This window comes from Streptomyces sp. CA-251387 (genome assembly GCF_050936625.1).
GTDB lineage: Bacteria > Actinomycetota > Actinomycetes > Streptomycetales > Streptomycetaceae > Streptomyces.
Genome location: NZ_JBNJMJ010000001.1, coordinates 4,915,680 through 4,938,687, shown reverse-complemented (window position 1 = coordinate 4,938,687; position 23,008 = coordinate 4,915,680). Strand labels below are relative to the sequence as shown.

25 protein-coding genes and 1 pseudogene are annotated in these 23,008 nt (G+C 71.6%); 11 read left to right on the top strand and 15 right to left on the bottom strand.

Annotated features, from left to right (window positions below; translation table 11 throughout):
* Positions 1–517: 517 nt before the first annotated feature.
* The 3 genes from ACQEV2_RS22065 to ACQEV2_RS22055 all read right to left on the bottom strand — a co-directional run bounded on the left by ACQEV2_RS22065 (position 518) and on the right by ACQEV2_RS22055 (position 4,651).
* Positions 518–1,807 (bottom strand): vWA domain-containing protein, encoded by a 1,290-nt coding sequence (locus ACQEV2_RS22065; protein WP_433044074.1) that lies wholly within the window; start codon positions 1,805–1,807, stop codon positions 518–520.
* The gene (locus ACQEV2_RS22060) at positions 1,804–3,045 is read right to left on the bottom strand and encodes an AAA family ATPase (RefSeq protein WP_433044071.1); all 1,242 of its coding nucleotides are present in this window, start codon (positions 3,043–3,045) and stop codon (positions 1,804–1,806) included. Before ACQEV2_RS22060 ends, ACQEV2_RS22065 begins: the two co-directional genes overlap by 4 nt.
* 121 nt (positions 3,046–3,166) lie before the next feature.
* Entirely contained in the window at positions 3,167–4,651 is a 1,485-nt protein-coding gene (locus ACQEV2_RS22055) for a hypothetical protein (protein ID WP_433044068.1), read from the bottom strand.
* A gap of 282 nt (positions 4,652–4,933) precedes the next feature.
* Here ACQEV2_RS22055 and ACQEV2_RS22050 point away from each other — a divergent pair, with 282 nt between their 5' ends.
* On the top strand, positions 4,934–5,899 hold the full coding sequence (locus ACQEV2_RS22050; protein ID WP_433044065.1) for an expansin EXLX1 family cellulose-binding protein: 966 nt from the start codon (positions 4,934–4,936) through the stop codon (positions 5,897–5,899).
* 10 nt (positions 5,900–5,909) lie between these two features.
* Here ACQEV2_RS22050 and ACQEV2_RS22045 read toward each other — a convergent pair whose 3' ends face one another.
* Positions 5,910–6,710 (bottom strand): hypothetical protein, encoded by an 801-nt coding sequence (locus tag ACQEV2_RS22045; protein ID WP_433044062.1) that lies wholly within the window; start codon positions 6,708–6,710, stop codon positions 5,910–5,912.
* A gap of 343 nt (positions 6,711–7,053) precedes the next feature.
* Here ACQEV2_RS22045 and ACQEV2_RS22040 point away from each other — a divergent pair, with 343 nt between their 5' ends.
* Positions 7,054–7,695, top strand: a complete 642-nt coding sequence (locus ACQEV2_RS22040) for an HAD family hydrolase (protein WP_433044059.1) — start codon at positions 7,054–7,056, stop codon at positions 7,693–7,695.
* Positions 7,696–8,080: 385 nt separating this feature from the next.
* Here the strand turns inward: ACQEV2_RS22040 and ACQEV2_RS22035 are convergent, their stop codons facing one another.
* Both ACQEV2_RS22035 and ACQEV2_RS22030 read right to left on the bottom strand, forming a co-directional pair.
* On the bottom strand, positions 8,081–8,491 hold the full coding sequence (locus ACQEV2_RS22035) for a hypothetical protein (RefSeq protein WP_433055245.1): 411 nt from the start codon (positions 8,489–8,491) through the stop codon (positions 8,081–8,083).
* Positions 8,492–8,537: 46 nt separating this feature from the next.
* Positions 8,538–8,822: pseudogene (locus tag ACQEV2_RS22030) on the bottom strand (methyltransferase domain-containing protein); the annotation flags it as partial.
* 206 nt (positions 8,823–9,028) lie between these two features.
* Here ACQEV2_RS22030 and ACQEV2_RS22025 point away from each other — a divergent pair.
* Positions 9,029–9,793, top strand: a complete 765-nt coding sequence (locus ACQEV2_RS22025; RefSeq protein WP_433044056.1) for a hypothetical protein — start codon at positions 9,029–9,031, stop codon at positions 9,791–9,793.
* A 12-nt stretch (positions 9,794–9,805) separates the two neighbouring features.
* On the opposite strand, the gene ACQEV2_RS22020 is transcribed toward ACQEV2_RS22025, so the two are convergent.
* The 4 genes from ACQEV2_RS22020 to ACQEV2_RS22005 all read right to left on the bottom strand — a co-directional run bounded on the left by ACQEV2_RS22020 (position 9,806) and on the right by ACQEV2_RS22005 (position 12,002).
* Positions 9,806–10,330, bottom strand: coding sequence for a hypothetical protein (locus ACQEV2_RS22020; RefSeq protein WP_433044053.1), 525 nt, complete (start codon positions 10,328–10,330; stop codon positions 9,806–9,808).
* Positions 10,314–10,814 (bottom strand): RNA polymerase sigma factor, encoded by a 501-nt coding sequence (locus ACQEV2_RS22015; RefSeq protein WP_433044050.1) that lies wholly within the window; start codon positions 10,812–10,814, stop codon positions 10,314–10,316. The genes ACQEV2_RS22020 and ACQEV2_RS22015 overlap by 17 nt, the downstream gene beginning before the upstream one ends.
* A gap of 154 nt (positions 10,815–10,968) precedes the next feature.
* Positions 10,969–11,604 carry a class F sortase gene (locus ACQEV2_RS22010; protein WP_433044047.1) on the bottom strand — a complete coding sequence of 212 codons (636 nt, stop codon included), beginning with the start codon at positions 11,602–11,604 and terminating at the stop codon, positions 10,969–10,971.
* Positions 11,601–12,002 (bottom strand): sortase-dependent protein, encoded by a 402-nt coding sequence (locus tag ACQEV2_RS22005; protein WP_433044044.1) that lies wholly within the window; start codon positions 12,000–12,002, stop codon positions 11,601–11,603. The genes ACQEV2_RS22010 and ACQEV2_RS22005 overlap by 4 nt, the downstream gene beginning before the upstream one ends.
* Positions 12,003–12,223: 221 nt before the next feature.
* Here ACQEV2_RS22005 and ACQEV2_RS22000 point away from each other — a divergent pair, with 221 nt between their 5' ends.
* Complete coding sequence (locus ACQEV2_RS22000; protein ID WP_433044041.1) at positions 12,224–12,658, top strand: DUF6153 family protein; 435 nt, start codon at positions 12,224–12,226, stop codon at positions 12,656–12,658.
* 104 nt (positions 12,659–12,762) lie between these two features.
* Positions 12,763–13,422: a DUF305 domain-containing protein gene (locus tag ACQEV2_RS21995; RefSeq protein WP_433044038.1), complete on the top strand. Its 660-nt coding sequence runs from the start codon at positions 12,763–12,765 to the stop codon at positions 13,420–13,422.
* Between the two features lie 304 nt (positions 13,423–13,726).
* Here ACQEV2_RS21995 and ACQEV2_RS21990 read toward each other — a convergent pair whose 3' ends face one another.
* The gene (locus ACQEV2_RS21990) at positions 13,727–14,434 is read right to left on the bottom strand and encodes a response regulator transcription factor (protein WP_433044035.1); all 708 of its coding nucleotides are present in this window, start codon (positions 14,432–14,434) and stop codon (positions 13,727–13,729) included.
* A 185-nt stretch (positions 14,435–14,619) separates the two neighbouring features.
* Positions 14,620–15,081, bottom strand: coding sequence for a MarR family winged helix-turn-helix transcriptional regulator (locus tag ACQEV2_RS21985; protein ID WP_433054687.1), 462 nt, complete (start codon positions 15,079–15,081; stop codon positions 14,620–14,622).
* Here ACQEV2_RS21985 and ACQEV2_RS21980 point away from each other — a divergent pair.
* The 3 genes from ACQEV2_RS21980 (at position 15,022) to ACQEV2_RS21970 (ending at position 16,843) form a co-directional block, all read left to right on the top strand.
* Positions 15,022–15,906 carry a zinc-dependent alcohol dehydrogenase gene (locus tag ACQEV2_RS21980; protein ID WP_433054684.1) on the top strand — a complete coding sequence of 295 codons (885 nt, stop codon included), beginning with the start codon at positions 15,022–15,024 and terminating at the stop codon, positions 15,904–15,906. The two genes, ACQEV2_RS21985 and ACQEV2_RS21980, sit on opposite strands and share 60 nt — an antisense overlap.
* Before the next feature lie 78 nt (positions 15,907–15,984).
* Positions 15,985–16,380 (top strand): VOC family protein, encoded by a 396-nt coding sequence (locus ACQEV2_RS21975; RefSeq protein ID WP_433044032.1) that lies wholly within the window; start codon positions 15,985–15,987, stop codon positions 16,378–16,380.
* 94 nt (positions 16,381–16,474) lie between these two features.
* A complete protein-coding gene (locus ACQEV2_RS21970; RefSeq protein ID WP_433044029.1) occupies positions 16,475–16,843 on the top strand; it encodes a DUF6479 family protein in 369 nt (122 codons plus the stop codon).
* 120 nt (positions 16,844–16,963) lie between these two features.
* Here ACQEV2_RS21970 and ACQEV2_RS21965 read toward each other — a convergent pair whose 3' ends face one another.
* Entirely contained in the window at positions 16,964–17,590 is a 627-nt protein-coding gene (locus ACQEV2_RS21965) for a DUF7144 family membrane protein (protein ID WP_433044026.1), read from the bottom strand.
* 120 nt (positions 17,591–17,710) lie between these two features.
* Here ACQEV2_RS21965 and ACQEV2_RS21960 point away from each other — a divergent pair, with 120 nt between their 5' ends.
* Positions 17,711–18,169 carry an FxLYD domain-containing protein gene (locus ACQEV2_RS21960; protein ID WP_433044023.1) on the top strand — a complete coding sequence of 153 codons (459 nt, stop codon included), beginning with the start codon at positions 17,711–17,713 and terminating at the stop codon, positions 18,167–18,169.
* 112 nt (positions 18,170–18,281) lie between these two features.
* Entirely contained in the window at positions 18,282–19,130 is an 849-nt protein-coding gene (locus ACQEV2_RS21955) for a GNAT family N-acetyltransferase (RefSeq protein WP_433044020.1), read from the top strand.
* A 97-nt stretch (positions 19,131–19,227) separates the two neighbouring features.
* On the opposite strand, the gene ACQEV2_RS21950 is transcribed toward ACQEV2_RS21955, so the two are convergent.
* Together ACQEV2_RS21950 and ACQEV2_RS21945 are read right to left on the bottom strand one after the other, a co-directional pair.
* Positions 19,228–20,061 carry a carboxypeptidase regulatory-like domain-containing protein gene (locus ACQEV2_RS21950; protein ID WP_433044017.1) on the bottom strand — a complete coding sequence of 278 codons (834 nt, stop codon included), beginning with the start codon at positions 20,059–20,061 and terminating at the stop codon, positions 19,228–19,230.
* A gap of 125 nt (positions 20,062–20,186) precedes the next feature.
* Positions 20,187–20,471, bottom strand: coding sequence for a hypothetical protein (locus ACQEV2_RS21945; RefSeq protein WP_433044014.1), 285 nt, complete (start codon positions 20,469–20,471; stop codon positions 20,187–20,189).
* A 140-nt stretch (positions 20,472–20,611) separates the two neighbouring features.
* Here ACQEV2_RS21945 and ACQEV2_RS21940 point away from each other — a divergent pair, with 140 nt between their 5' ends.
* Entirely contained in the window at positions 20,612–22,993 is a 2,382-nt protein-coding gene (locus ACQEV2_RS21940; RefSeq protein ID WP_433044011.1) for a tetratricopeptide repeat protein, read from the top strand.
* Positions 22,994–23,008 lie beyond the last annotated feature (15 nt).

Here is a 23,008-nt window from a genome sequence, read left to right as displayed (position 1 = left end):
CTGGGACTCGAACGTGTGCCCAGGCTGTCGGGAGCGGGGGCGCCATGTCGTCGTGCGGCTGCCGACAATCCGCCGTACTGAGAACGCAGTACGCATCGGTGGATACGTCAGCCACGGGTACGACGGGGAGGGGTGCGCCCGACCGGAAGTACGGCAGCCACAGGCTCGGCCGGGAAACCGTGGCCGGCCGACCGCCAGACCGGCTGCCCCGCGGGAAGACCGGAGATCACCGCTCGTCGGCTGAGCCGCACCCGCCCGACTCGCCACTCCGGTCTCCCCGGCCGACGAACCGGCGATCACTGGCACGGCAAGGGAGCCACACGCGACCCACCCACCAGACCGGTCACCCCGGCCGACACATCAGCGATCACCGGCACGGCAGCGAAGCCGCACGCGGCCGACTCAGCAGGCCGACTTCCCAGGCCGACAGACCGGCGACCACCGGCACGACAGGAACGTCACACGCGACCCACCCACCAGGCCGACCTCCCCCCGACCGCCGCCCGAGCCGTCCTGCCTACCCGATCTCGACGACCCGCGCCCACGCCGGCGGCAGGTCCGGCACATAGTCGGGGTCGTTCTCGTTCACCGAGCCCCCTCCCGTCCCCCGGGGGAACAGCCCCACGACCGTCCGGCACGGCGGCCGGGTGCTCGGCCACGGGGTCTGACCGTCCGTCAGGGCGACGACGACATCGGGCCGGGGCCGCGCTCCGAGCGCCCTGGCGAAGCCGGCGCGCAGATCCGTGCCGCCGCCTCCGACCAGCGGAATCCCCTCGGCACGGCACAACCGGTGCACACCCCCGGCGGCCGCGTCGCACGCCACGACGCTGACCAGGTCGCGCCGCCCGCCGACGGCCCGGGAGATCGCGGCGACCTCCAGCAGCGCGCTGCCCAGTTCGGCGTCGCTGACCGAGCCGGAGGTGTCGATGACGACGCAGACCCGGGGCGGCCTGCGCCGCAGGCTCGGCAGCACGGCGCCGGGCACCGAGGCCGAACGGCGCGAGGGGCGGCCGTACGTGTAGTCCTCGCCGGCACCCGGCCCGGAGGCCGCCGAACGGACCGCCGCGCCCAGCAACTCCCGCCACGGCTGCGGCGGATGGAAGACCTCCTCCGCCCACCGCTGCCACCCCGCCGAGGCATCACCCGGCCGCCCGGTGATGCTCTGCGCCACCCGGAACCGGACGGCGTCCCGTTCCCGCGCGCTGAGCCCGTGGGCGCCGTCCGCCCCCAGGTCCCACTCCCGTTCGAGCCCGTCGGCCCCACTGCCGCAGTCCAGCCAGGCCAGGTCCTGCGTACGCGGCCCGAGCCGGAACTGACGCAGATAGTCCTCCATCAGCTCGCCCTCGCCCAGCATCAAGGTCCGCGGCAGGACGGCGCCCTCGGGCCGGGCGAGCCCGTCGCCGTACACGTCGTCGTTGATCTCGCAGTCCGCGGCGATGTTCATCCGCAGCCGCTCCCCCGGCCCGGTCAGCCCGCGCTCACGCGCCACCCGGTCACTGCGCCCGTGATGGTCACGCAGCAGATGCGACACCTCGTGCACCCACACCCCGGCCAGCTCCTCCACCGGCGTACGGTCCACGAACGCGGGCGAGACATAGCACCGCCAGTGCCGGTCGACGGCCATCGTCGGCACCTGCCGCGACTCCACGACGTGCAGGGCGAACAGGGCGGTCGCCAGATAGGGCCGGACGCGGGCGGCGTGCAGCCGGGCGGCGAAGAGCTTGTCGCGGTCGAGGGTTGCGGCCCGGGCAGATGCTTGGCTCCTGCCTCGTGATCCCTCGGCCGTGCCGGAGGCGCCCCCGCTCACCGGCCCGCCTTCGCGGCCACCGCCGCCGTCCGGTCCGCCGCGTGATCCGCTCGCCGGGACAGGGACACGACTCCGGCGAGCTGCTCGATCGACGGCGGCACGTCCCAGTCCTCCTGGCGGAGCGAGGCGAGGGTGGAGGCGGGGACGACGACGAGGTCCGGAGCCCCGGTCTCCACCGCCCGCACCAGCAGCGCCCAGGCCGCATCCCAACGGGACTTCTCGGGACGCGCCCGTACCGCCTCCACCACCCCGTCGAGCGCGGCCTGCCGCAGATCCCCCCGCTCGGGCAGCACGGCACCGGCCGGGTCGGCGAGCAGCAGCTCGGGGTCCGGCAGGTCCATCCGGTCCACGCTCGCCAGCAGCTCCAGCCCGGGACCGTCCCCCACGGTGCCCCTGACCAGCAGCGACAGCACGTCCCGCGAGGAACCGGCTGCGGTCGCGAAGGCGATCAGACGCTGCGTCATCTCCCAGCTGCGAGGAGAGGGCCACGGGCCACCCCGGCGCGTCTCGCTGTTGGGCAGCCGGTGCACAAGACCCGGCCGCCCGGAGAGCAGCCCGCAGACCGCGCGCCGGGCGAAGTCCACGGCCGACGGCAGCTTCTGCGGGTCGAGGCGCGGCAGGGTCGCCCGCGGCCAGGTCCCGCCCAGCCCCCGTACGACGACCTCGTGGTCGTGGGCCCACTGCAGATGCACGAACCGGTTGGCCAGCGGCGCGCTCAGCTCCCAGCCGTCGGCCGCCGAGGACCGCGGGTTGGCGGCGGCCACGATCCGTACGCCCGGGGGCAGTTGCAGCGCCCCGATCCTCCGCTCGAGCACGACCCGCAACAGCGCGGCCTGCACGGCCGGCGGCGCGGTGGACAACTCGTCCAGGAACAACAGCCCCCGCCCGGCCTTCACCAGCCGCACGGCCCAGTCCGGCGGCGCCATCGGCACACCCTGCTCGGCCGGATCGTCCCCGACGACGGGCAGTCCCGAGAAGTCGGACGGCTCGTGCACGCTGGCGATCACCGTGGTCAGCGGCAGCTCCAGCGCGGCGGCGAGCTGGGTGAGGGCAGCGGTCTTGCCGATACCCGGCTCACCCCACAGGAGGACGGGCAGGTCGGCGGCGACGGCCAGGGTCAGGGCCTCCAGTTGGGTGTCGGGGCGGGGTTCGGTGGTGGTGTCACCGAGGAGGGCCAACAGGTCGGCGGCGACGTCGAGTTGGGAGACGGGGGGCGTTGGGGCGAGGTTGGTGGGCATGTGTGATCACCTTTGGGTACGAGGGCGTGGGCGCCCGGGCATGGGACTGTCGCGGTGCGTAGGTGCTGGATGGCGTGAGGAACCGGCTGTGTGGCCGTGCGGCGGAGCCGTACACCCCAGGTCAGTCGAAGGTCGCGTGGCGTCTGCGTGAGCGCCGGTCGCGAGGGCGGCGGCGGTCCGGAGGGATGAGTTCGCGTCCGGGCCGGGGCCCGGGCCCCGGTTCGGTCAGGCCGGCTCTGAACAGCCCGTACACGATCCGCCGCTCCGCCGCCGCGGCCAACTCGTCCCGCAGGGCACCGTGGCGCAGCACGGCATCCGGACCCACCAGCCCCTCCACGACGGCCAGGGCACCGGCGATGTCGCCGTGATCGAGGCGTTCGCGCACATCGGGCAGGCAGTCCGGACGCCGGTGCGCCTCGTCGATGACCTGGAGGCACGGAAGGGGCGTTCCGGTCAGGGCGGCCAGCAGTTCCTCCCGCCGGATCTCGGCCGGGTCGTGGTCCAACGGCGCCAGTACGCCGTCGACGAGACCGATCCGGTGCCGTGCTCCCCGGCACTCGACGAGGCGTGGCTGCCCTGCCCGTTCAGGACTTACGGACGGCCGGGGCGCCGGTGAATGATCCGGTACGAGGGCGGAGGCGACCAGCGGATGCAGCCGATCGGCGTCGATGAGCCCGAGGCGGAGCAACTCCAGGTCGGGCAGCACCCAGGTCGCCGCGTCGGGCAGAACAGGCAGCTCGGAGGCACGCCCCTTGGCGGAGGCCGCGATCCGCAGCGCGGGCGGCCCACCCCTGCCGTCCCCCGCCGCTTCCCCGTCCCCGACCCCGTCCGCGGGCACCTCCAGAACCAGCCGGTGCCGTCCCCCCAACCGCACGAGCACGGCACCACTGGACCGCCCTTCGGCGCGCAGGAGTATCCGCGCCTCGTCCGCCCACCGGTCAACGGCACAGCGGCGCCCGTACGGCAGAGCCTCCAACAGGCCTGGCTCCATCCCGGCCCGGTCATCGGCGGGGAGATCGCCGCGACCGCCAAAACCGCCGAGACCGCCCCCGGACCTGACCCGCAGCTCACCGGCCCTGCGCACATCCCACAGGTGACGGTGCAGATCGAGACGGAACCGCCGGTTGGGCCGGGGATGCGGATGCCGACAGACACGACCCCCGCACCCGGCCGCGGACTCGGCCCCGTCCCACAACGCAAGACTGATCCGCTGACCGGCATCGGCCCACGCAGGCGGCGTCCTCACCACGAGATACAGCGGCCGTCTGCCGTCCCGCCCTGCACCGTCGTACCGGGCCAGAGCAAGGGTCAGCCCCGGCCGCAGCAGCCCGTCGGGAGCGATTCTCGGCATGTGCCAGCGCAGCAGGTCGGGAGCGAGATGCCGTAGATCGGCCCGCACCCGACCGGCGACTTCGCGGCCGTGATCACGCGCCACGGACCGCAGATGGAGATCGACGTCGAAACCCGAGGCGGCACAGGCCCCCGCCCAGTCCCCCGCCAGCCGGCGGGCGGTCGCGGTCTCGATCATGGAGGCCGGCACGGCGAACTCACGCACGCGCGGCCAGAAGGAAAGCCGGGTATCCCCGTTCGCGAACTGAGTGAGCATCAGCACTCACCTTGCGCGGACGGGACCCCCAATCTGTCAACAGAATGAGTTGTCATCGCGGGCGAGCGTAACGCTGCTCGCCCGCGACCTCCAGGGATTTTCCTCCGCCCTGTGACGTTCTTGACGGCGAGGTTCTGGGACTCGGCGACCCGGACCCTCGCACGCGGCAACCTTTCCGCCTTGCGCGACCACTGATACCCGTGAGGCCCCTCCGCCGGGTGGCTGGGGCGCCTCGCAGGAACCACGTCCTCTGCTTCCGCCGAACCACGTAAGGACTCACCCGTGGCATCCCGTTCCCACCGCCGGTCCCCGCGCAAGTGGCACACGGCCCTCGTCCCCGCCGCGGTCGTGGCGGCCGTCGCACTCGCCGCGGCCCTGCTGATGGCGCTGCGCCCCGATGGGGGGACGACGGCCGGCCATGCGGGGACGACGCCCGCGGACGACACCCGGTCGGTGTCCCCGCGGACGACACCGAGCCCTCATCCGAATCCACCGCGGAAGCCGAAGCGCCCCAGCAAGGCCACCCCCACGGCAACGCCTGCCACGGCGACGCCCCGGCCGGACGGGGGTCCCGCAAAGGCACGCCCTTCGACCACGACGACTCCCCGACCGGCGTCGGCGACGGCCCCCCTGGCGGGGCGGATCCGCCCCGGCGTCACCTACGACGGGGTCGCCACCTTCTACGACGCCGGCAACGGCGACGGAGCCTGCCTCTACGGCCCGGCCGACGACGTCATGACGGCGGCGATGAACCACACGGACTACGAGACCTCCAAGGCATGCGGCGCCTACATACGCGTCCGTGCGGCAACCGGCGCCTCCGTGACGGTCCGCATCACCAACGAGTGCCCGCTCCCCTGCGCTCCCGGCCAACTCGACCTGAGCGCCGAGGCCTTCGCCAAGCTGGCGACTCCCTCTGCCGGGCGCATCCCCATCACCTGGACGCTGCTGAGCCCCGGCACGTCCGACACGATGTCGGTCCGGTACAAGACCGGCTCCAGCATTCACTGGTGCGGCATTCAGGTGGTGGGGCACCGGAATCCGGTGGCGCGGCTGGAGGTTCGGGACGGCAGTGGGTGGCGTCAGTTGCCGCGTACTGAGTACAACTACTTCCTCTCCGAGCAGGGGAGGGGGTGCGGCGGGGCGATCAGGGTCACCGACATCTACGGGGAGGCGTTGACGGTGGACGGGGTCGGTGTACGCCCGGATGTGCTGCAACCGACGGGGGTGCAGTTCGCGGCGCACTGAGTGGGGTGCGTCAGGTCTGACCGCTTCCTGCGACCCGCGTGGTGGACGGACCGTCGCCACCGGTGCCGCCACCGGTGCCGCCATAGGCGTCGTCGTCGGCGCCGGCATCGGCGTCGCTATCGGCGTCGTCATCCAAGTCGCCGCGGAGGGCGGCGAGGACGAAGGCCACCATGGAGGTCAGGATGAGCAGCGCGAGCGGCCCCCAGATCGCCGGAATCGCCCATAGCGGCCAGTCGTTGGCCGCCTGCGCCCAGAGCGTCAGGATGGCTGTGCCGCCCAGGCCGACGCCGTGCCACCGCACCACGGCCGCTGCTCTCGCATGACGCCGCCTGCCCGGCACGAACAGCGGCCACAGCCCTCCGACGAGGGCGGCCAGACCGAACGAGACACAGGCGAGCGCGCCGCCGAGCCGGTCCTCGGGCCACCCCACGGGCCCCGACGACGTCTGCTGCCGCCGCCCGTCGGCGTCCCGGACCTCGACGACCTCCCCGTGCCAGATCAGACCGACGACCTTCTCGCCCGGCTCCATCTCCGACACCACCGGATCGGTGTGCGGGAACGTCACCTCCCACGGCTTGCCGGACGGCAGCACCAACTCGGCCTCCGGAGGCTCGCGTCTTTTACGACGCTGCGTATCGACTTCACGAACGGTGAATTCCTGCTCCCACAGACACCCCGTCGCCTCCACCGGGACGGAGGCACACGCGGGCGCCGCACGGAACTCCCGCTCCCGCTCCAGCGCTCCGCGCACCTGGAAGGCCATCGCCACCCCGACACCGAGAACCACGACAGCGATCAGCACCCATGCCACGGCCCCCGTGACCTTGCGCCCAGCCGACCCCACACCGCCCCCTCATCCGTCCCGCGAATCCCCTCAGACACATTTGAGCACGCCGGCCGATGACCGCCTCGGGCCCTCGGGTCCTCGGGGCACCAGACCGTGGAGATGCGGTTGGTGACCCCGCCCGGTGAGGGGCCCACGGCACGATGGTGTCCATTGAGCGGGTCTACGACTACCAGCGCCCTCCCCAGAGCTTGCAGCCGGAAGGGCCCGGGGCCGCTCGGCCTCCTCGGACAGCAGCACCTCCGCTCGGGGTGTTGCAGTTGCCTGCCATGATCGATGCGTGACCAGTGAACCTGGGCGGCCGGGCCGCATGAGATACGTACTGTTCGACGTCGACGGCACGTTGATCGACGCGGTGAGCAACCAGCGCCGGGTCTGGGGAACCTGGGCGGAGCGGTACGGGCTCGATGCGGACGAGGTCTACCGGGTGGCTCTGCGGACGCGGCCGATGGAGACGTTCGCGCAGGTCGCCGCGGACCGTGATCCGCACGAATGCCTGGCCGCGCTGCACGAACTGGAGGACGACGACGTACGGTCCGGCGTCTATACGGCTTTCGACGGCGCGTCGGAGCTGCTGCACGGCCTGACGCCGGGAGCCTGGGCGCTGGTGACCTCGAACTACGAGCACCGGGTACGCGGCCGCTTCCTGCGGACGGGGCTGCCGATGCCCGACGTGATCGTGGACGCGGCCGCGGTCGAGGAGGGCAAGCCCTCTCCCGTGCCGTATCTGCAGGCCGCTGCGCGGCTGGGTGCCGAGCCGGAAGACTGCCTGGTCATCGAGGACGCACCCTCCGGCGTACAGTCGGGACTGCACGCCGGGATGACAGTGTGGGGCGTGAACGCCACGGTCCCGGTAGAAGGCGTGCACCGCCACTTCGCCAGCCTGCGCGAGGCAGTCCCGCACATCCTTGCCTTCGCGTCCGCCGGGTCCTGCGGGGATGCCGCGGCCTGAGGCAGTCCGCTGGAGCCCCGCACGCTCCGTCCAGGAGTGAATCCGCTCGACGTCCTCGGCGCGCTGCTGACAGACGTGGTCCGAGAAGCTCCGGCACCGACTGCATATACGGTGGCTCGCTACGCCTGAGGTGACGGCGGCGTCGAGGAACGCGCCTCAGGGGATCAGTTAATCGATTGACAGACCGCGTGCAAGCACTTTGGGGCCGCACCACAAGCGCACCAGAGCGGGCGGGGAACAGCGGGAATCACGGGGAAGCAGCCAGGCCCACGAGGCCGCGCCGGAGCCGTTCGCCCTGGTCAGCACCCGGCCGAGCCTCAAAATGATCGGAGCTTCGCCAGCTGATGGCGGCAGCACTGAGAACCAAGAGGCAGCGCACAACCACCTAGGTGATCACCAGCAAGATTAGCCACATCAGGGCGGCAAATGAGGGTAGTGCGTAGACAATCAGTGGCAGTGAGCTCAAGCCTGGCGGCCGGCAGGTCAGTGTCTCTGCGTACTCAGCGAACCTCGCAGTTGCGAGGCGCTGGATCGCTCGGAAGTACCGGAAGTGGCGATGCCCGACATACAGCCAGGTCAGCGTGAACGCGATTCCGAACGCTGCGATCACGCGCGCTGAGGGTAGGTTTGTATCACCAGCGGTCAGGATGGTGCCGTAGGCCACAGCCAAGAGGGACTGAGCTACCAGGAACAGGTTCCCTTGCTGGTAGCGCACATTGTCCTCGTGGAGGCAGTGCTGCCAAAGCCGGTTGTCCGCTGCCTGGTCCTCGTGTGCCCCATCGGCTGATTCCCCCATGGGAGCTCTTTGCCCGTCTGTTGGGCGGAACTATCCCGTCCGTGGCGCGTCGCAGCTTCAGCATCCTGGCGCTGGCGTCGATGCCGGTGACGACCGCACCGCGGTCGCGCAGTGCAGCGGACAGGGGGCCTGAGCCGCAGCCGGCGTCCAGGATTCGACGGCCGGTCACCTCTCCGGCGAGGGCCAGCATCGCGGGCCGCGCGTAGTACGCGTTCACGAGACTGTTCTCGGTCTCCGCCGAGTACGCCTCGGCGAAACTGTCGTAGTCATTCACCCGGACCGGAGCGGGGGACTGGGCGAGACTCTCGGGCACATCGGTCGCGCGTTCCATCGTCGCAGCCCAGGAGTCACATGATCCGCCGGACAGAACGCGGCGGTGGAAGTCTCCGAGGCCGATCTGATCGCCGTCATCACCCAGCGCCGCCCACGACCGCCCCGCGCCGCCCCAACCCCCCGTGCCGTATCCTCACGCCACCCGCCGTGCCCGCGACCAGGGGGGATCCAGGATCGTCGGCCGGCTCGACTTTGTGGGGATTCATGCGTTCAGCATCCATAGGTGCCGTTCTCGCCGGCGCCCTCGCCCTGTGCGGCTCTGCTCTCACCGCCGTGCCCGCGCAGGCCGCGGAGACCGGTGTGGAGATCAAGAAGGTGTCCGTGAACGGTGGCAAGAGCATCGTCTTCGGGATCTCCCGGACGGAGTCGTTCACCATCTCGGTGACCGCTTCCGATGATTCGGGGATCAGTTCGGACCTCGCGTTCTTGGCGATCGATCGGGAGAAGGGGGACGACTACTGGTCGTACCACGGCGTTCCCTCGTGCACGGCCAGCAGCGCCACCACGTCCACCTGCAAGCTCACCGTCAAGCTCGACAGGGACATCGACCTGCCCCGCAACACGCTTGCCGGGCCCTGGGACGTGTACGTCCAGCTCAAGGCCAAGGACGGTGACTACTACGGCGGCGTCTACGGCACCCACCCGGTGAAGCGGCGCTCCACGCTCAGCGTCGACGCCTCGCCCGAGCCGGTGACCAAGGGCAAGGCGATCACGGTCACGGGCAAGCTCGCCCGGGCCAACTGGGACCGGTACGTCTACGCGGGCTACACCTATCAGTCCGTGCAGCTCCAGTTCCGCCCCAAGGACAGCAGCACCTACACCACCGTCAAGACCGTCAAGACGGACGGAACCGGCAAGTTGCGGACGAGCGTCACCGCCAACCGCGACGGCTACTGGCGCTGGAACTTCGCCGGCACCGCCACCACGCCGGCCGTCAAGACCGCCGGGGACTTCGTCGACGTCCGTTGACGTACCGGTTGCCTACGGCCGCGTCGGCGTCGGCACCGACGTCGGTGTCCCCGACGGCGCCGACGACGGCTCGGCAGTGGCGGCCGTACCGCTCGGTGTCCGGGAGGAGCCGCCGGTCCCTTCGCTCCTCGCGGCGGAGGGACGGACGGTCTCCCGCGGCTCCGTCGGCGTAGGTGAGGGCGATCGGGTGGACGGCTCCGACGGGCGGGACGACTCCGACGGCGTGGGCGTCGGCGACGGCTCGGACGGTGTCGTACGGGTGGTCGCCGGCGGGGGTGCCAGCGGGGGCGTCGGGGACGCGGGGCCGTCGGGCCTCGTGAAGTACAGCGGCACCGCGATGAGCGCCGCGACCGCGCAGGTCGCGCCGAGCCCCGCTGCTGTGCGCAGGAGGCGGCGGCGGGATGCCTTGCGGCGGATCGCCTCGTAGTGGCCGGGGGGTGGGGCGAGGTAGGCCGAGGACGGGCGGAGGATCACCGCGAGGGGGTCGTCCGGGGCCGGCCCGGTGCCGTCCGGGTCGTCGTCAAAGCGTGTGGTCAAGGCTTCTCCTCAGGTGGGCGCGGAGCAGTTCGCGGGCCGCGTGGAGGTCGGCCTTGACGGTTCCTTCCTTGCGTCCGGTCAGCACGGACACCTCCCGGATCGGCATGTCAGCGTAGTAGTGGAGGAGGATCGGCGTACGGAGGCGTTCGGGGAGGGACTGGACCAGCAGGCGTACGGACGGATCCGCCTGTTCCGTCTGTGAGTTGGCGGCCGCCAGCGCCGCCTCCGCCGTGGCCTGGCGCATCGCCTTCCGCTCGCGTTCCAGCTTGCGCCAGTGGTCCCGGACCAGGTTCGCCGCGGTGACGTAGAGGAAGCCGCGCGGTTCCTCCACCCGACTCCAGCGTGCCCAGAGCCGGGTGAACGCCTCGGAGGCGATCTCGTGAGCCGTCTCGTCGTCGTCGACCAGACGGCGGCACCAGCCGGCGAGGCGCGGATACAGGGCGGCGAACAGCTCGGACGCTGCCTTGTCTCGGGACCGTTTCAACGCTCTCCATGGTCGTGACGGCAGTGGTGGTGACAGCAGTGGTCGTGACGGCAGTTGTGGGGCCAGTTCCTGTGGGGGAGGATGCCGGGCCATCGGATTGCGTTCCGGTGGCCCGGCTCACCCCGGCATCGGTTTCGGTCGGACAGCCGGTCGGTCAAGGGGACGTGGAGCTCAACTCGGCGAAGACGATCACGTTGTCGCGGTACTCGTCCCCGGCACGCGGACCCCCGCACGTGATCAGCCGCAGCTCCGGCCGGTCTACGTCCCCGTACACGTCGTCCGCCGGGAAGTCCGCCTTGGCGACCGTCCGTACGGCGCTGACCGCGAACTCCGCCGAACTGCCGTCCTCCCTGCGCGCCACGATCCGGTCGCCCCGGTGCAGCCGGGCGAGGTGGCGGAACACCCCGTCCCCGTAGGCGCCCACCGTGACATGGCCGAGGATGACCGACGGCCCGACCTGACCCGGCGTCGGCGAGTGCCGGTACCAGCCGGCGCGGTCGTCGGCCGTGATCGGCGGCACCTGCACGGTGCCGTTCGCCGCCAAGCCGAGGCGGATGACGGGGGTGTCCACGCCGATCGCCGGGATCCGCAGCCTGACCGGTGCCGAACGGGCGAGGGAACGCGTCGAGTTCGCGGATTCCGGGGCAGACGGACCCTCATCCGCCGCGTTCGTACCCCTCGTTCGCCGGGAGCGCGCGCTGGCGGCAGGTTCCGTTCCGTGGCCACCACAGCCCACCAGCAGCGAGGCCATCGCCGCCGTGGTGAACGCCCGCCTCGACAGCGGCGTCATGCCCCGTTCGCCCGCCGACGCCGTACGACGAAGGCCGTCGCGCCACCGGCGAGCAGCACCGCGGCCGCTCCCCCGCCGATCAGCCCGCCCCGTTCGCTCCCGGACCCCGAAGTCGGCGTCACTCCGGTGTCGGGCGCCCCCGACGGTACGACGGAGACCTGGCCGTCCTCCGACGGCCGTGTCGGTTCGGCCGCCGACGGTTCCGAGGGGGCCGGGGTCGCGGTCCGGGTCGGCTCGGCGCTCGGTGCGGTGCTCGGCTCGGCGCTGGGCGTCGGGACGGCGGTGGCCGTCCGGCTGGGGGCCTGCGTCGGGGAAGGTCCGTCGGCGAAGGCGGGCGTGACGCTCGCCAGCAGGGCGGTGCACGTAAGTGCCATGGCGCTGAGGACGGTTCGGCGCATTGAGTCGCTCTCTTTCGTCGTTCGCCCGGTGAGTGACGGGCTGGGTGACGGGTCGAGCGGAGAGACGACGGGGCGACGGGGCGGGTTGTAAAGGGATGGCAAAGTCGCCGACGGCTCCCTTTCCAGAGGAAACTTCGACGCCAACCAGTTCTGGTCCGATACGAACGGCGTTTGCCGTTACCTGGTGAACCGGCCGAGCGCGGCATCCGTACGATGAAGGCGTGACCGCCCGTGCACAGCACCACCGTGCGCTGCGGCTCCCGGTGACGGGGCCGTGGCGCATGCTTCTGCTGCTCGGGCTGCTCGCCGGGCTGTTCGGGATGCACGCGCTCGCGCCCGGCAACGCGGTCGCGGCCGCCTCTCCTCACTCCCATGCGCATGCCATGAGCGCCCCTGTGCCGGTCACGGCCGATATGCCGGTCCCGCCCGGCGAGCGCGTCTGTCACGGCGGCGACACGGGCGGCGGGCACGCCCAGCATGCCGACCCGACGTGCGCCTCCGGTGCCGTCGGCGCGGGGCCCGTGCTGCCTGGCCTGTTGCCGGATCCGGCCGGAAGTGCCGTCCACGGCGACCTCTCCGGCCGTTCCGTGACCGCCGCGCCGGACGGCGGGCGCGCGCCTCCCTCACTGGCCGAACTGCAGATCCTGCGGACCTAGGACAAGGCCGAGCCGTCCCCGTCCCCCTGGGGTACGGCACCCAGCCATGTCCATGCCGCGCCCACGTCGGCGCAGCACTTCTCGTACCCGCAGGAGTTCTCAGCATGAGCAGCACGCGTACTCTCGTCCGTCGCGCCGCCCTGGCCGTGACGGCCGCCACCGCCGCCCTCGTCCTCGCCGCCTGCGGCGGTGACAACGGCGGCTCCGACTCCGGCGCCGCGGCCAAGGAGTCGGCCACGTCGAGCGCCGACTCCACCGCCGGCGCCTCCGCCGACGCCCACAACGACCAGGACGTCTCCTTCGCGCAGGGCATGATCCCGCACCACCAGCAGGCCGTCGAGATGGCGGAGATGGCCGCCGACCGCGCGTCCTCCGCACAGGTCAAGGACCTCGCCGCGCGCATCCGGAAGGCGCAGGACCCGGAGATCGAGACCATGTCCGGATGGCTGAAGGCCTGGGGCGAGGACGTACCCTTGGCGATGCCCGGCATGGACCACTCCGGCGGTCACTCCGGTGGTTCCGGCATGGCCGGGATGATGGACCAGAAGGACATGGACGAGCTGATGAAGGCGTCCGGCAAGGCCTTCGACACCATGTTCCTGACCATGATGGTCGAGCACCACGAAGGCGCGGTGGAGATGGCCACCACCGAGAAGGAGAAGGGCCAGTACGGTCCCGCGACCGACCTGGCCGACGCGATCATCACCGCCCAGACCGCCGAGATCCAGGAGATGAACAAGCTGCTCGGCAAGACCGGCAGCTGACGCTCCGGGGGCGGACGACGGGGCGTGGTTCACTTCCCGTCGCCCGCCATCTGGCTCGGACGGGGCGCGGGCGCCACCGCGCGCGCCGGTCGATCGTCGCTCGCTGTGCGTCCGTGGTCGCGGCTCGGATGCCGCTCGCCTCCCTCGCCCCGGCCGCCCGCGACCGGCTCCGCGACGCCCTGCACGCCGCGGTCCCGACCGCGCCGGACGGTTCCGTCCCGCTCACGGCAGGGGCGCGGGCGGTGCGGGAGTCCGGCCGTGGGCGGTGTGGGGAGTCCGGTGGTGGCCACTGGGGGAGCGGGTCTCAATCGGCGCCGCCGCCCAGCCGGTAGCCGAACCCCCGCCTCGTATGGATCAGAGCCGGTTCCCCGGGACCGCCGTCCACCTTGCGCCGCAGCCGCGAGACCAGCTTCTCGATCGCCTCGTTGGCCCGGAAGTCCCCCCAGACATGACGGCTGATCTGCTCCTTCGACAGCACGCACTCGGCGTTGACGAGCAGATGGCGCAGCAGACGGTACTCGGCGGGGGTGAGGTCGAGGGGGCGTGTGCCGCGCCGGGCCCGGCAGGTGGCGTCGTCCAGGACCAGGTCGCCGTAGCGGGGCAGGACCGGCTGCCGTTCGGGGCGCCGGCGACGCAGCAGGACGTCGACCCGGGCGAGGACCTCGGCGATGCGCAGCGGCTTGGTGACGTAGTCCTGCTCGCCCGGGCCGAGTTCGGGGACGAGGCGGTGGAGCGTGTCGCAGGTGGTGAGGAAGAGCAGTGGGGCGGGGGGCGGTTGCGTGAGGTGCTGGAGGAGTACCGCGTCCCACACCGCCAGGTCGAAGCGGTGCTCGGTGAGCCGGGTCATCCCCTCGGCACCCGTGCCCGCCGTGCCGACCCGGTAGCCGGCCAACTCCAAGGTGATACTGAGCAGTTCGCTGTCCGCCGGATCGGCGGCGACGACCAGCACCCGCTGACCGTCACCGCGCGGCGGCGAGGGCTTCGCCAGGAGGCTCGAGACGTTCGCGTTCATGGCGACACCCTTCGTGTGGGGGGATGCGCTGCGTACGGGACGGTCGTTCGGGCGGCGGGCGCTTCGACAACGCGGCGAGCGGCGTGCCGGGCGCTGCGGACGGGTGGGACGCGGACAGGCGGGACGCGGACAGGCAGAGGTGGGCAGCGGGAGCGGGCAGGCGGAAGTGGGCAGGCGGGACCGGATCAGACAGGCCCGAGGCCGGCGGCCGGTACGTCGGCGTGGGTGATGAAGTCGTCGACCAGGCGATGGAAGAGCCCGGCCAGCTGCCGCAGGTCGTCGTCCGACCAGTCGGCCAGTGCCATGCGCATGCCGATGCGGCTCGCCTCCCTGATGCGGTGCGCGGCCGCCCTTCCCGCGTCGGTGAGTTCGATGCGCCGGGCGCGCCGGTCGTGCGGGTCCGTCGCCCTGACCACATAGCCGGCCCGCTCCAACTGCTGCACCTGGCGCGTGACATGGGACGCCTCCACCGCCAGCAGCCCCGCCAGCACACCGGGCCGCATCGGTTCCGTCTCGGCGAGGCGGCGCAGGATCGCCACGGCGGCCCGGTCGAGGTCCATACCGGCCGCGGCCATCGGGTACTCGTGCTGTCTCGCCCGGCCCACCAGGTAGCTGATGCGGGTGAGGCACTTCTCGATCTCCACGATGAGATCGTCGAGGTCGGGGCCGACGTCGGCGGGCTGAAGGCCGGCGACCGGGTCGTCGTCAATCCGCAGGGCGTGCCCTCGGGGATCATCGGGTGCGGTGGTGCGCACGGGGCCATGAGCGAGTACCTGCTGATCGAGGAGGCGGAGGTCGGCAGAAACCTCGCCGCCTTCCCCGACCACGTGCCCTTCGACGTCGCCGCCCTCAACGAGCCGATGGCCGTCGCCCGGCACTGCGTCAACCGCTCCGAGGCCAAGCCGGCCGACAAGGTCGTCGTCTTCGGCGCCGGGCCCATCGGGCTGGGTGCCACCATCTGGCTGAAGCTGCGCGGGGTCGAGCACGTGGTCGTCGCCGACGTCATTCCGGAGCGGCTCGAGACGGCGCTGGCCGTCGGCGCCGACGCCGTCATCGACTCGGCGGAGGAGGACGTCACCGAGCGGCTGACCGAGTTGCACGGGCCGGCCGCGAACGCCCTCGGGCAGGCCCGGGCCGGTACGGACATCTATATCGACGCCGCGGGTGTTCCCGCCGTCCTTCAGGCTGCGGTCGACTCCGCCAAGTGGGGCGCCAAGGTGGTCATGGTCGCCGTGCAGAAGAAGTCCGACGCGATCGATCTCGGCGGGATGCTCCGCAGCGAGCTCACGCTCATCGCCTCGCAGGGATATCCGACCGAGATCTTCGAGGTCACCGCCGAAATCGCCGAGCACCACGAGCGGTTCGCGAAGCTGATCAGCCATCGGGTGCCGTTCGGAGAGGTGGAGCGGGCGTTCGGGCTGGCGATGACGCCGGGGGCGGCGGAGAAGGTCGTCGTCACCTTCGATGCGTAGCCGGGCCCACTGAGCCGGAGCCGGCTGCCGGAGCTCAACCCACTGAGCCGATCGCCTCACACCGAACCCACCGCCGCCGTGGCCACGCGAAACCGCCTAAGAGGAGCCACAGATGTCCGACGCAGGGAGCGCAGGGAACGCAGCACCGGCGAGCGCGGGGCGTTCTCGTCCCCCGACGGCCGGGTCACCATCCTCGACGCCGGACGGGCCACGCTGGAGCTGACCGATCCGAACCACGCCGAGTTCATCGACGAGGTCGAGGTCGGCCGACGGGTGGCGGGCCATATCCGGGTCGCCTTCCAGGTGGACGACGCCGCCACCGCCACGGCCAGGCTGGCGGCCGCCGGAGCCGAGGTCCTCGCGGAACCGACCCGCACGCCCGGGAACTCCCTCAACTCCTGCCTCGAAGCGCCCGGCGCCCTTCAGCTGACGCTCTTCACGGAGCTGGACGAGGCGGTCGAGAAACGCGCGTAGACCCGCGAGCACAAGCGGTTCGAGGCTCCCGTCGGCGCCGGGACGGACCTCTCCCGCGGGGAGCTTATTCGACCGTTTCGGTGATAATTGGGGCATGAGTACTGCGACGTTTGTACTAGCGGCCTCGTCGAGTGAAGTACTCAACGTGATCGCCGCCTTCGTGGGTGGCCTGTTCATCGCAGGCGCACTGATCTGGGCCGTGCAACTCGGCATGCGGGTCCGTGACAAGGAACTGCCCAGGCCCAAGCCCGACGAGCAGCCGCACCTCCCCGACACCGGCCCGGTCCACGAGATCCGGGAGATCCGGGAGCCGGACGAAGTGCCGCATGCGGAGGGCAAGGAACGGCTCCTGCCGCACGAGCTGCACCACGCGGGCAGCAAGCGCAGCGAGGACCAGCACCGCAAGCGCTGGCTGCCCGGCAAGAGCGGCTCCTTCGGGGGAGGCGGTCTGGGACACGCCTGAGCCCGGGACACGGGACAAGCCCAGGACACAGGGCATACGGGCGTCGGGGCCGGCTGCGCGATGAGCCGTGCCCCGGCGACCTGCTCGGCTCACCGGGCTGAACGGCTCCGAGGAGTCCCGTCAGGATCGGTGAGCCGCTGGGGCGTAGCCGCGCTGCGAAGCGCTGGGCGGGCCGAGCGTGCCGGGGGCGCCGCCGGAGACATCCGGGGCCAGGGCGAGGGCCAGGATCACGAAGAAGTCGATCCCCACCATGATCACCGACCACACCGGCGTGTACGGCAGGAACAGGAAGTGGGCGACCATGCTGAGGGACGCCAGGAAGATGCCGGTGATCCGAGCCCACCAGGCTCCCTTGAGGACGCCATAGCCGACCGCGGCGACCACGACGCCGAGGGCGAGCAGGATCCAGCCCCACGCCGTGAGGTTGATCTTGAAGACGTAGTCGCCGAGACGGCCGTAGACATCGTCCTCCGCGATCGCGGAGATGCCCTGCAGGACGGCCAGCAGCCCGTTCACCAGCATCAGCACACCGGCGAAGACGAGCCCGCCGGTGGCCCAGCCGGTGGCGGCGGGCTCCGGCTGGTATCCGCCGGCGGGGGCGGGTGCGGCGGCGGGCCCGGCCTCGGCCGCACGGCGGGAACCGGGAGAGCTATGGGCTGCATCGGTTGCATGTGGTTGCGGCTGCGGCTGGCTCATGGCTGCCGTACCCCACTTCTCGCGTGCCAGTTCTTCGGTCGGTACGACCATGGCTCCCCCCGGAGGCCCGCCACCACGGGGGACGGGCCGATCGGGTGACGGCCGGGGTGCGGGGACGGGCGTACGGATCTTCACTGAAGGTCGAACCGGAACGCACTCGCTGGAGGCGCCATGCCCGGTCACCGAACCCGGTGGACGACGACCACGATCCTCACTACGACAGCCGCCATGGCCGCCGCCCTCCTGACCGCGTGCGGCGACGACGACACACCCTCCTCGGTGGCCAGCAAGGCGGCATCGGCCTTCGCCTCGGCGACGGCCGAAGCGGGCCGGCAGCTGGACGACATCAAGGGCGGCATCGACGCCAAGGACGCGGTGCGCCTGGCCGCCCCGACGACCGACGGGGACGGCCGTACGACCGTGGAGGTCACGGCGAGGAACACGACCGACTCGACGAGATCCTTCGCCGTGCAGATCAACTTCCGCGACGAGGACGGCAACCTCCTGGACGCGACCGTGGAGACCGTGTCCGACGTGCCGGCGGGTGGGACGGGCACGGGCACCGCACGCAGCACACGGGACCTGGGCGGCAAGGTACGGGCGGAGGTGGCGAGGGCGGTGCGCTACTGACGGAGATCACGAAGTGAAGTAGTCGATCAGGTCCTCGTGGCGTCTCCGCGGACGCCGAGGTGCGGGGATTTTCGGATGCGGCACGGCGCCGCCCCATGGTGGGATGCGCCGCATGAGCGACTCATCGCCGCGTGGCCGTATCGAGCAGTACTACGCCACCGTGCCCCTGCTGTTCGCCGACGCCGAGGAGTTCGGGCCGTTGCGGCTGTTCGTGCGGAAGGAACCGGGAACCCCGTACTACGGCGGTCCGAGCCACGCTCAACCCGTCGCGGAGCGCTCCGCGGCCGTCACCGCCGCCGACCTCGCCCGGGTGCGCGCCCGGCAGCGCGAGCTCCGCGTGCCGGAAGCCTTCGAATGGCTCGCCGAGGCGGCGCCGACGCTGCGCGCCCGTATCGAGGCGGCCGGCCTCCCGGTGGCGGAACGCCCGCTGATGGTCCTGGACCCGCACCACCCGCTGCCCTCGCAGCCCCTGCCGGACGGCGTCACGCTCCGCGTCCTGACGGCCGACGACCCGGCCCTGCCCGCGGCTCTCGCCCTCCCCCGCCTGGCCTTCGCCCGGGCAGGCACCGCGGTGGGCCCGGCCGGCCCCGCGGAACTGGCGGCTGTGGCTGAGGAATTGACCGCCGACGGCACGGTCGAGACGACCCGCCCCACCCTCCGCGCCGGCCACAAGACACTCGTCGCCGCCCTCGCCCCTGACGGCACCCCGCTCGCGGTCGGCCACTACCACCCCGCGAACGGCACCACCGAGATCGGCGGCGTCGGCACCCTGCCCACCGCCCGCCGCCAGGGCCTGGCCGCCGCCGTCACCGCGGCCCTGGCCACCCACGCCCGCGCCCACGGAGTGCACACCGTCTTCCTCGCCTACGCGGAGGACACCGTCGCCCGCATCTACGCCCGCCTGGGCTTCCGCCCCGCCGGCGCCACCCTTCTGATCGCCAATCAGCCGGCCCGGTCGTAGCCACGCGCACCTCAGCGGCGTCGCTTCACGCCCGTGCAGCTGACCTCCACGGAGCCGCCCTACGACTCGACGTCGAGCTCGATCCATCCACTTCGCGCTAGAAGCGACGGCCCTCGCTGTCCGACACCGTGTCCCGCTGCCCCTCCGCCGTCCCGGCCACGGTGATGTTGATCTGCTCGCTCGTCGCGCTGACGCCGTTCATCGTCGCCGTCGCCTGGAGGCGGCCCGGGCCGGGGCGGAGGGCGAGAGCGGGGACGCAGGACCAGATGCCGTCGGGGGCGGCCGTGGTCGTGCAGACCTCGTTCTCCGCGGCGTCGCGGACCGTGACCTGGGCGCCGGGGTAGGCCGTCCCGGCCGTCTGCGGCGACGCGCTCAGCGGGACGCCCGACTGGGGGCGGGACAGGGTCGGGGCGGGCAACCCTACCGTCACGGCGCAGGCGCCCTTCGCCCGCACGGTGCCCTTCGCGTCCCTCAGGGTCAGGGTGCAGTCGGGGAGACGGGTGCCGGGTTCGGCGTCCGGGCGGACCCACAGGACGAAGGGGAACGTACGGCTCTTCCAGGCCGCCGCTGCCGACTCGTCGCCGGCCGCGGCGGACGTCCCCGTGAAGGTGTACGTCCCGCTGCCCCCGCCCCGCGCCACCTCCCCCCGGTACCCGCTCATCGTGAACGGCGTACCCGTCACCCTCGCCCTCGCCGGCGCCGTCAGCGTCAGCTTGGACCCCGCCGCCAGCGCCGCGCCCTCGTACCCGCCGACCTCGACGCGGCCCTCCCGCCCGGGCTCGATGGTCGCGGACGCCCGCAGGGCACGGGCGGCGCGTTCGGCAGCCGGGCCTTCACCGCCGTAAGCCGTTCCGGACGTGGTCCCGGACATCACCGTCACGCCCGCCACGGCGAGCGCCCCCCATGTCGTCGTCTTCCAGGACCTGCTCATCGTCGGCGAACTCCTCACACGAGCAACGGCAACCGCAACGGCCAAACAGCACTGCCTGCGATTCTCACGGCCGTCCCCCCGACCGGCGCGCGTTGTTGGTCCGTACGGGCAGAGGGACGGCCGCGTCAGCCGTCCCCCTCCGGCTGCGGATGCCGTACCGCCTTCTTCACATCCGCCTCGACCTCGGTCCGCGAGGTGCCCTGTTCCTTCGCGTACTCGGTCATCGCGGACTGGACGTCACGGGCGAGGTCGCGCCAGGCCCGCCAGGCGGTCTCGTACGTGTCGGTCTGGAGCTCGGTCCAGGGTGTGTGGGCGGGCGGACCGTACTGGTCCCGGAGCTCCTCGACCCTGGTGTGCGCCTGGTCCGCCGCCCGCTGCATGGCGACCAGTTCGTCGAAGGTGCGTGCCATGCCTGCGCATCCTTGGGCAGCGGGACCTTGCCACCCGCCACGCCACGCCGCCCTCCGGCCGACCGGGTCTCCTCGAAGCCCGCGAAGCACCCATCCAGATCACAACCGCAGGCATCGCGGCTGCGGCACACTGAACGTCGATGACCGCTGAGCAGAGCCGCCGCTCCCACACCGTTGCCTCCGGACCCCGGTCCGTGGCGGCTCAGTCCATTGAGATAGCCAGCTCGGGCGACGGGGCGCACATCGAGCGGCACGTCCACCACTGGCCCGGCCCGGTCCCCTCCCCGGCCGATGTGAAACCCGCCGGACAGAGCAATGTGCCCTGGAGCGACCCGCGCCTCTTCGTCGGCCGTGAGGACGCCCTGGCGCAGCTCGCCGTACCGCCCGAGAACGCCCGGGACCTGAACGTTCAGACGGTCTGCGGACTCGCCGGCGTCGGCAAGAGCACCCTCGTCCAGCACCACGTGCACCGCAGCCGGGAGCGGTACACGTTGACCTGGTGGATCACGGCGGACACGCACGAGAACCTCACCGCCGGGTTGGCCGACCTCACCTTTCGTCTCAACCCGGTGTTCCGTACGGCCGCCACCAGTGAGGACGCCGCCGCCTGGGCCATCACCTGGCTGAGCAGCCACGGCGGCTGGCTCCTGGTCCTGGACAACGTGGAGGACCTGAGCCACGTCCGTCCTCTCCTGCTCGAATCCATGGCCGGCCACCTCATCGTCACGACGCGCCGCGACCTCGGTGTCGAGCCGCCCGGCACGCGACTGCGTCTGGAGGTGCTCGGCGAGGAGGAGTCGGTGGCCGTGCTGACCGGGATCACCGGGCACGGAGACGATCCCGACGAGCGGGTGGCCGCCGCCCGGCTCGCGGGCGAACTCGGGCACCTCCCCCTGGCCTTGCAGCAGGTCGGTGCGTACGTCGTCCAGACACAGAGCACGTTGAGCGACTACCTCCAGCGGCTGAGCGCGGATCCGGCACGCCTGCACGCCGCCGTACCCGAGGGCGTCGATCCGGAGCGGACCGTCACCCGCATCTGGCATCACACGCTCCAGCACATCGACCGACGCGACCCGACAGCCGTCCAACTGCTGCGGGTCCTCGCCCATTTCGCGCCCGAGGACATTCCACGGGACACGCTCCGCCACGCCCTCGCCGATCCCCTCGACCTCGACCGGTCGCTGTCCGTCCTCAACAGCTACAGCCTCATCACCCTCACTCCCACGACCGTCTCCATCCACCGGCTCCTGCAGTCGGTCATCCGCAGTTCCGTCAGTCAGGAGACGTCCAGGCGGCGTGTCTTCTCGACACCGGCGCAATGGATGCGCAGTCGCAGCCGGTTGCCGTGGCGACGCAGGAAAGTGCGCCACCTCACCGCGGACATCGTTCCGGACATCGCCGCCGCGGGTCAGGTGCTCCAACGCGCGCTGAGCGGGACGGACTCCAGGGATCCGAAGGACTGGCCCCGCTGGCGCGCTCTGCTGCCGCACATCGAGGCGCTCTTCTCACAGGCCTCCGACGACCATCAGCTCCTCTTCCCCGATCTGCTGATGCTCACCTGCTCCTATCTCCTCTCCCAGGGGCTCGATGCCCGTGCGCTTGCCTACGGCGAGATGCTGCTGAGGGCCGGAGAGAAATTCCGGACGCCGGACCATGTGCCTCCCGGCCTGATCACGGCACTGAGCCTTCTCACGATGGCCCATTGCAGCCTGGGGAACTACACGAAGGCGTGCGAGACGGGTGAACGCGGTCTTGCCCTGTGCGCGGCGTTCGACGAGGACGAAGCAGAGTTGCTGGTGCAGAGTCAGTCCACCATGAACAACCTCGCCGCCGCCTATCGGAGCCTCGGCCGCTACGAGGACGCCCTTCCCCTCGATCAGAAGTCCGTGGAGATCGCCGAGCGCCTGCACGGGAACCACCCGCTGACCTCGGTCTCTCTGAGCAACCTGGGTCGCACCATGGAAAAGCTCGGTCGATACGACGAGGCCCTGGAACTGTCCCGAAGAGCGCTGGACATCAGCAGGGACACGATGCCGGCCGCCCACCCGACGAACCTGACCAACCTCAACAACCTCGCCACCGTGCTGCTCTGTCTCGAGCACCACGAGGACGCCGAGCGAGTGAATCTCGAGTTGCTGGAACAGTGCGAGGAAGCTCTGGGCGGTGATCATCCCTTTGTCTCCGTCGCGCTGAGCAACCTGGCCACCACTTACTGCCGGACGAGCCGTTACGAGGAGGCACTCCCGCTCGCGAGGCGGGCCGCGGACATCAGCGGGGAGGCCCTCGGGCCGGACCACCCCACCACCCTCACCAACCTCCACAACCTCGCCCACATCCACTGCATGCTGGGACAGCACGGGGAAGAGGTCGCCCTCGCCCTGGTGGCGCTCAAGATCAGCCTGGATGCCTTCGGCCCCGAGCACCCCCTGTCGGAGCGCCTCACGGCCCTCCTGTCGTCCCATCAGGATGTCGTGCGAACGCTGCTCTCCGAGCTCAAGCCTGACCCTGACGCCGTGACGTGAGCTGCGTCCACCTGT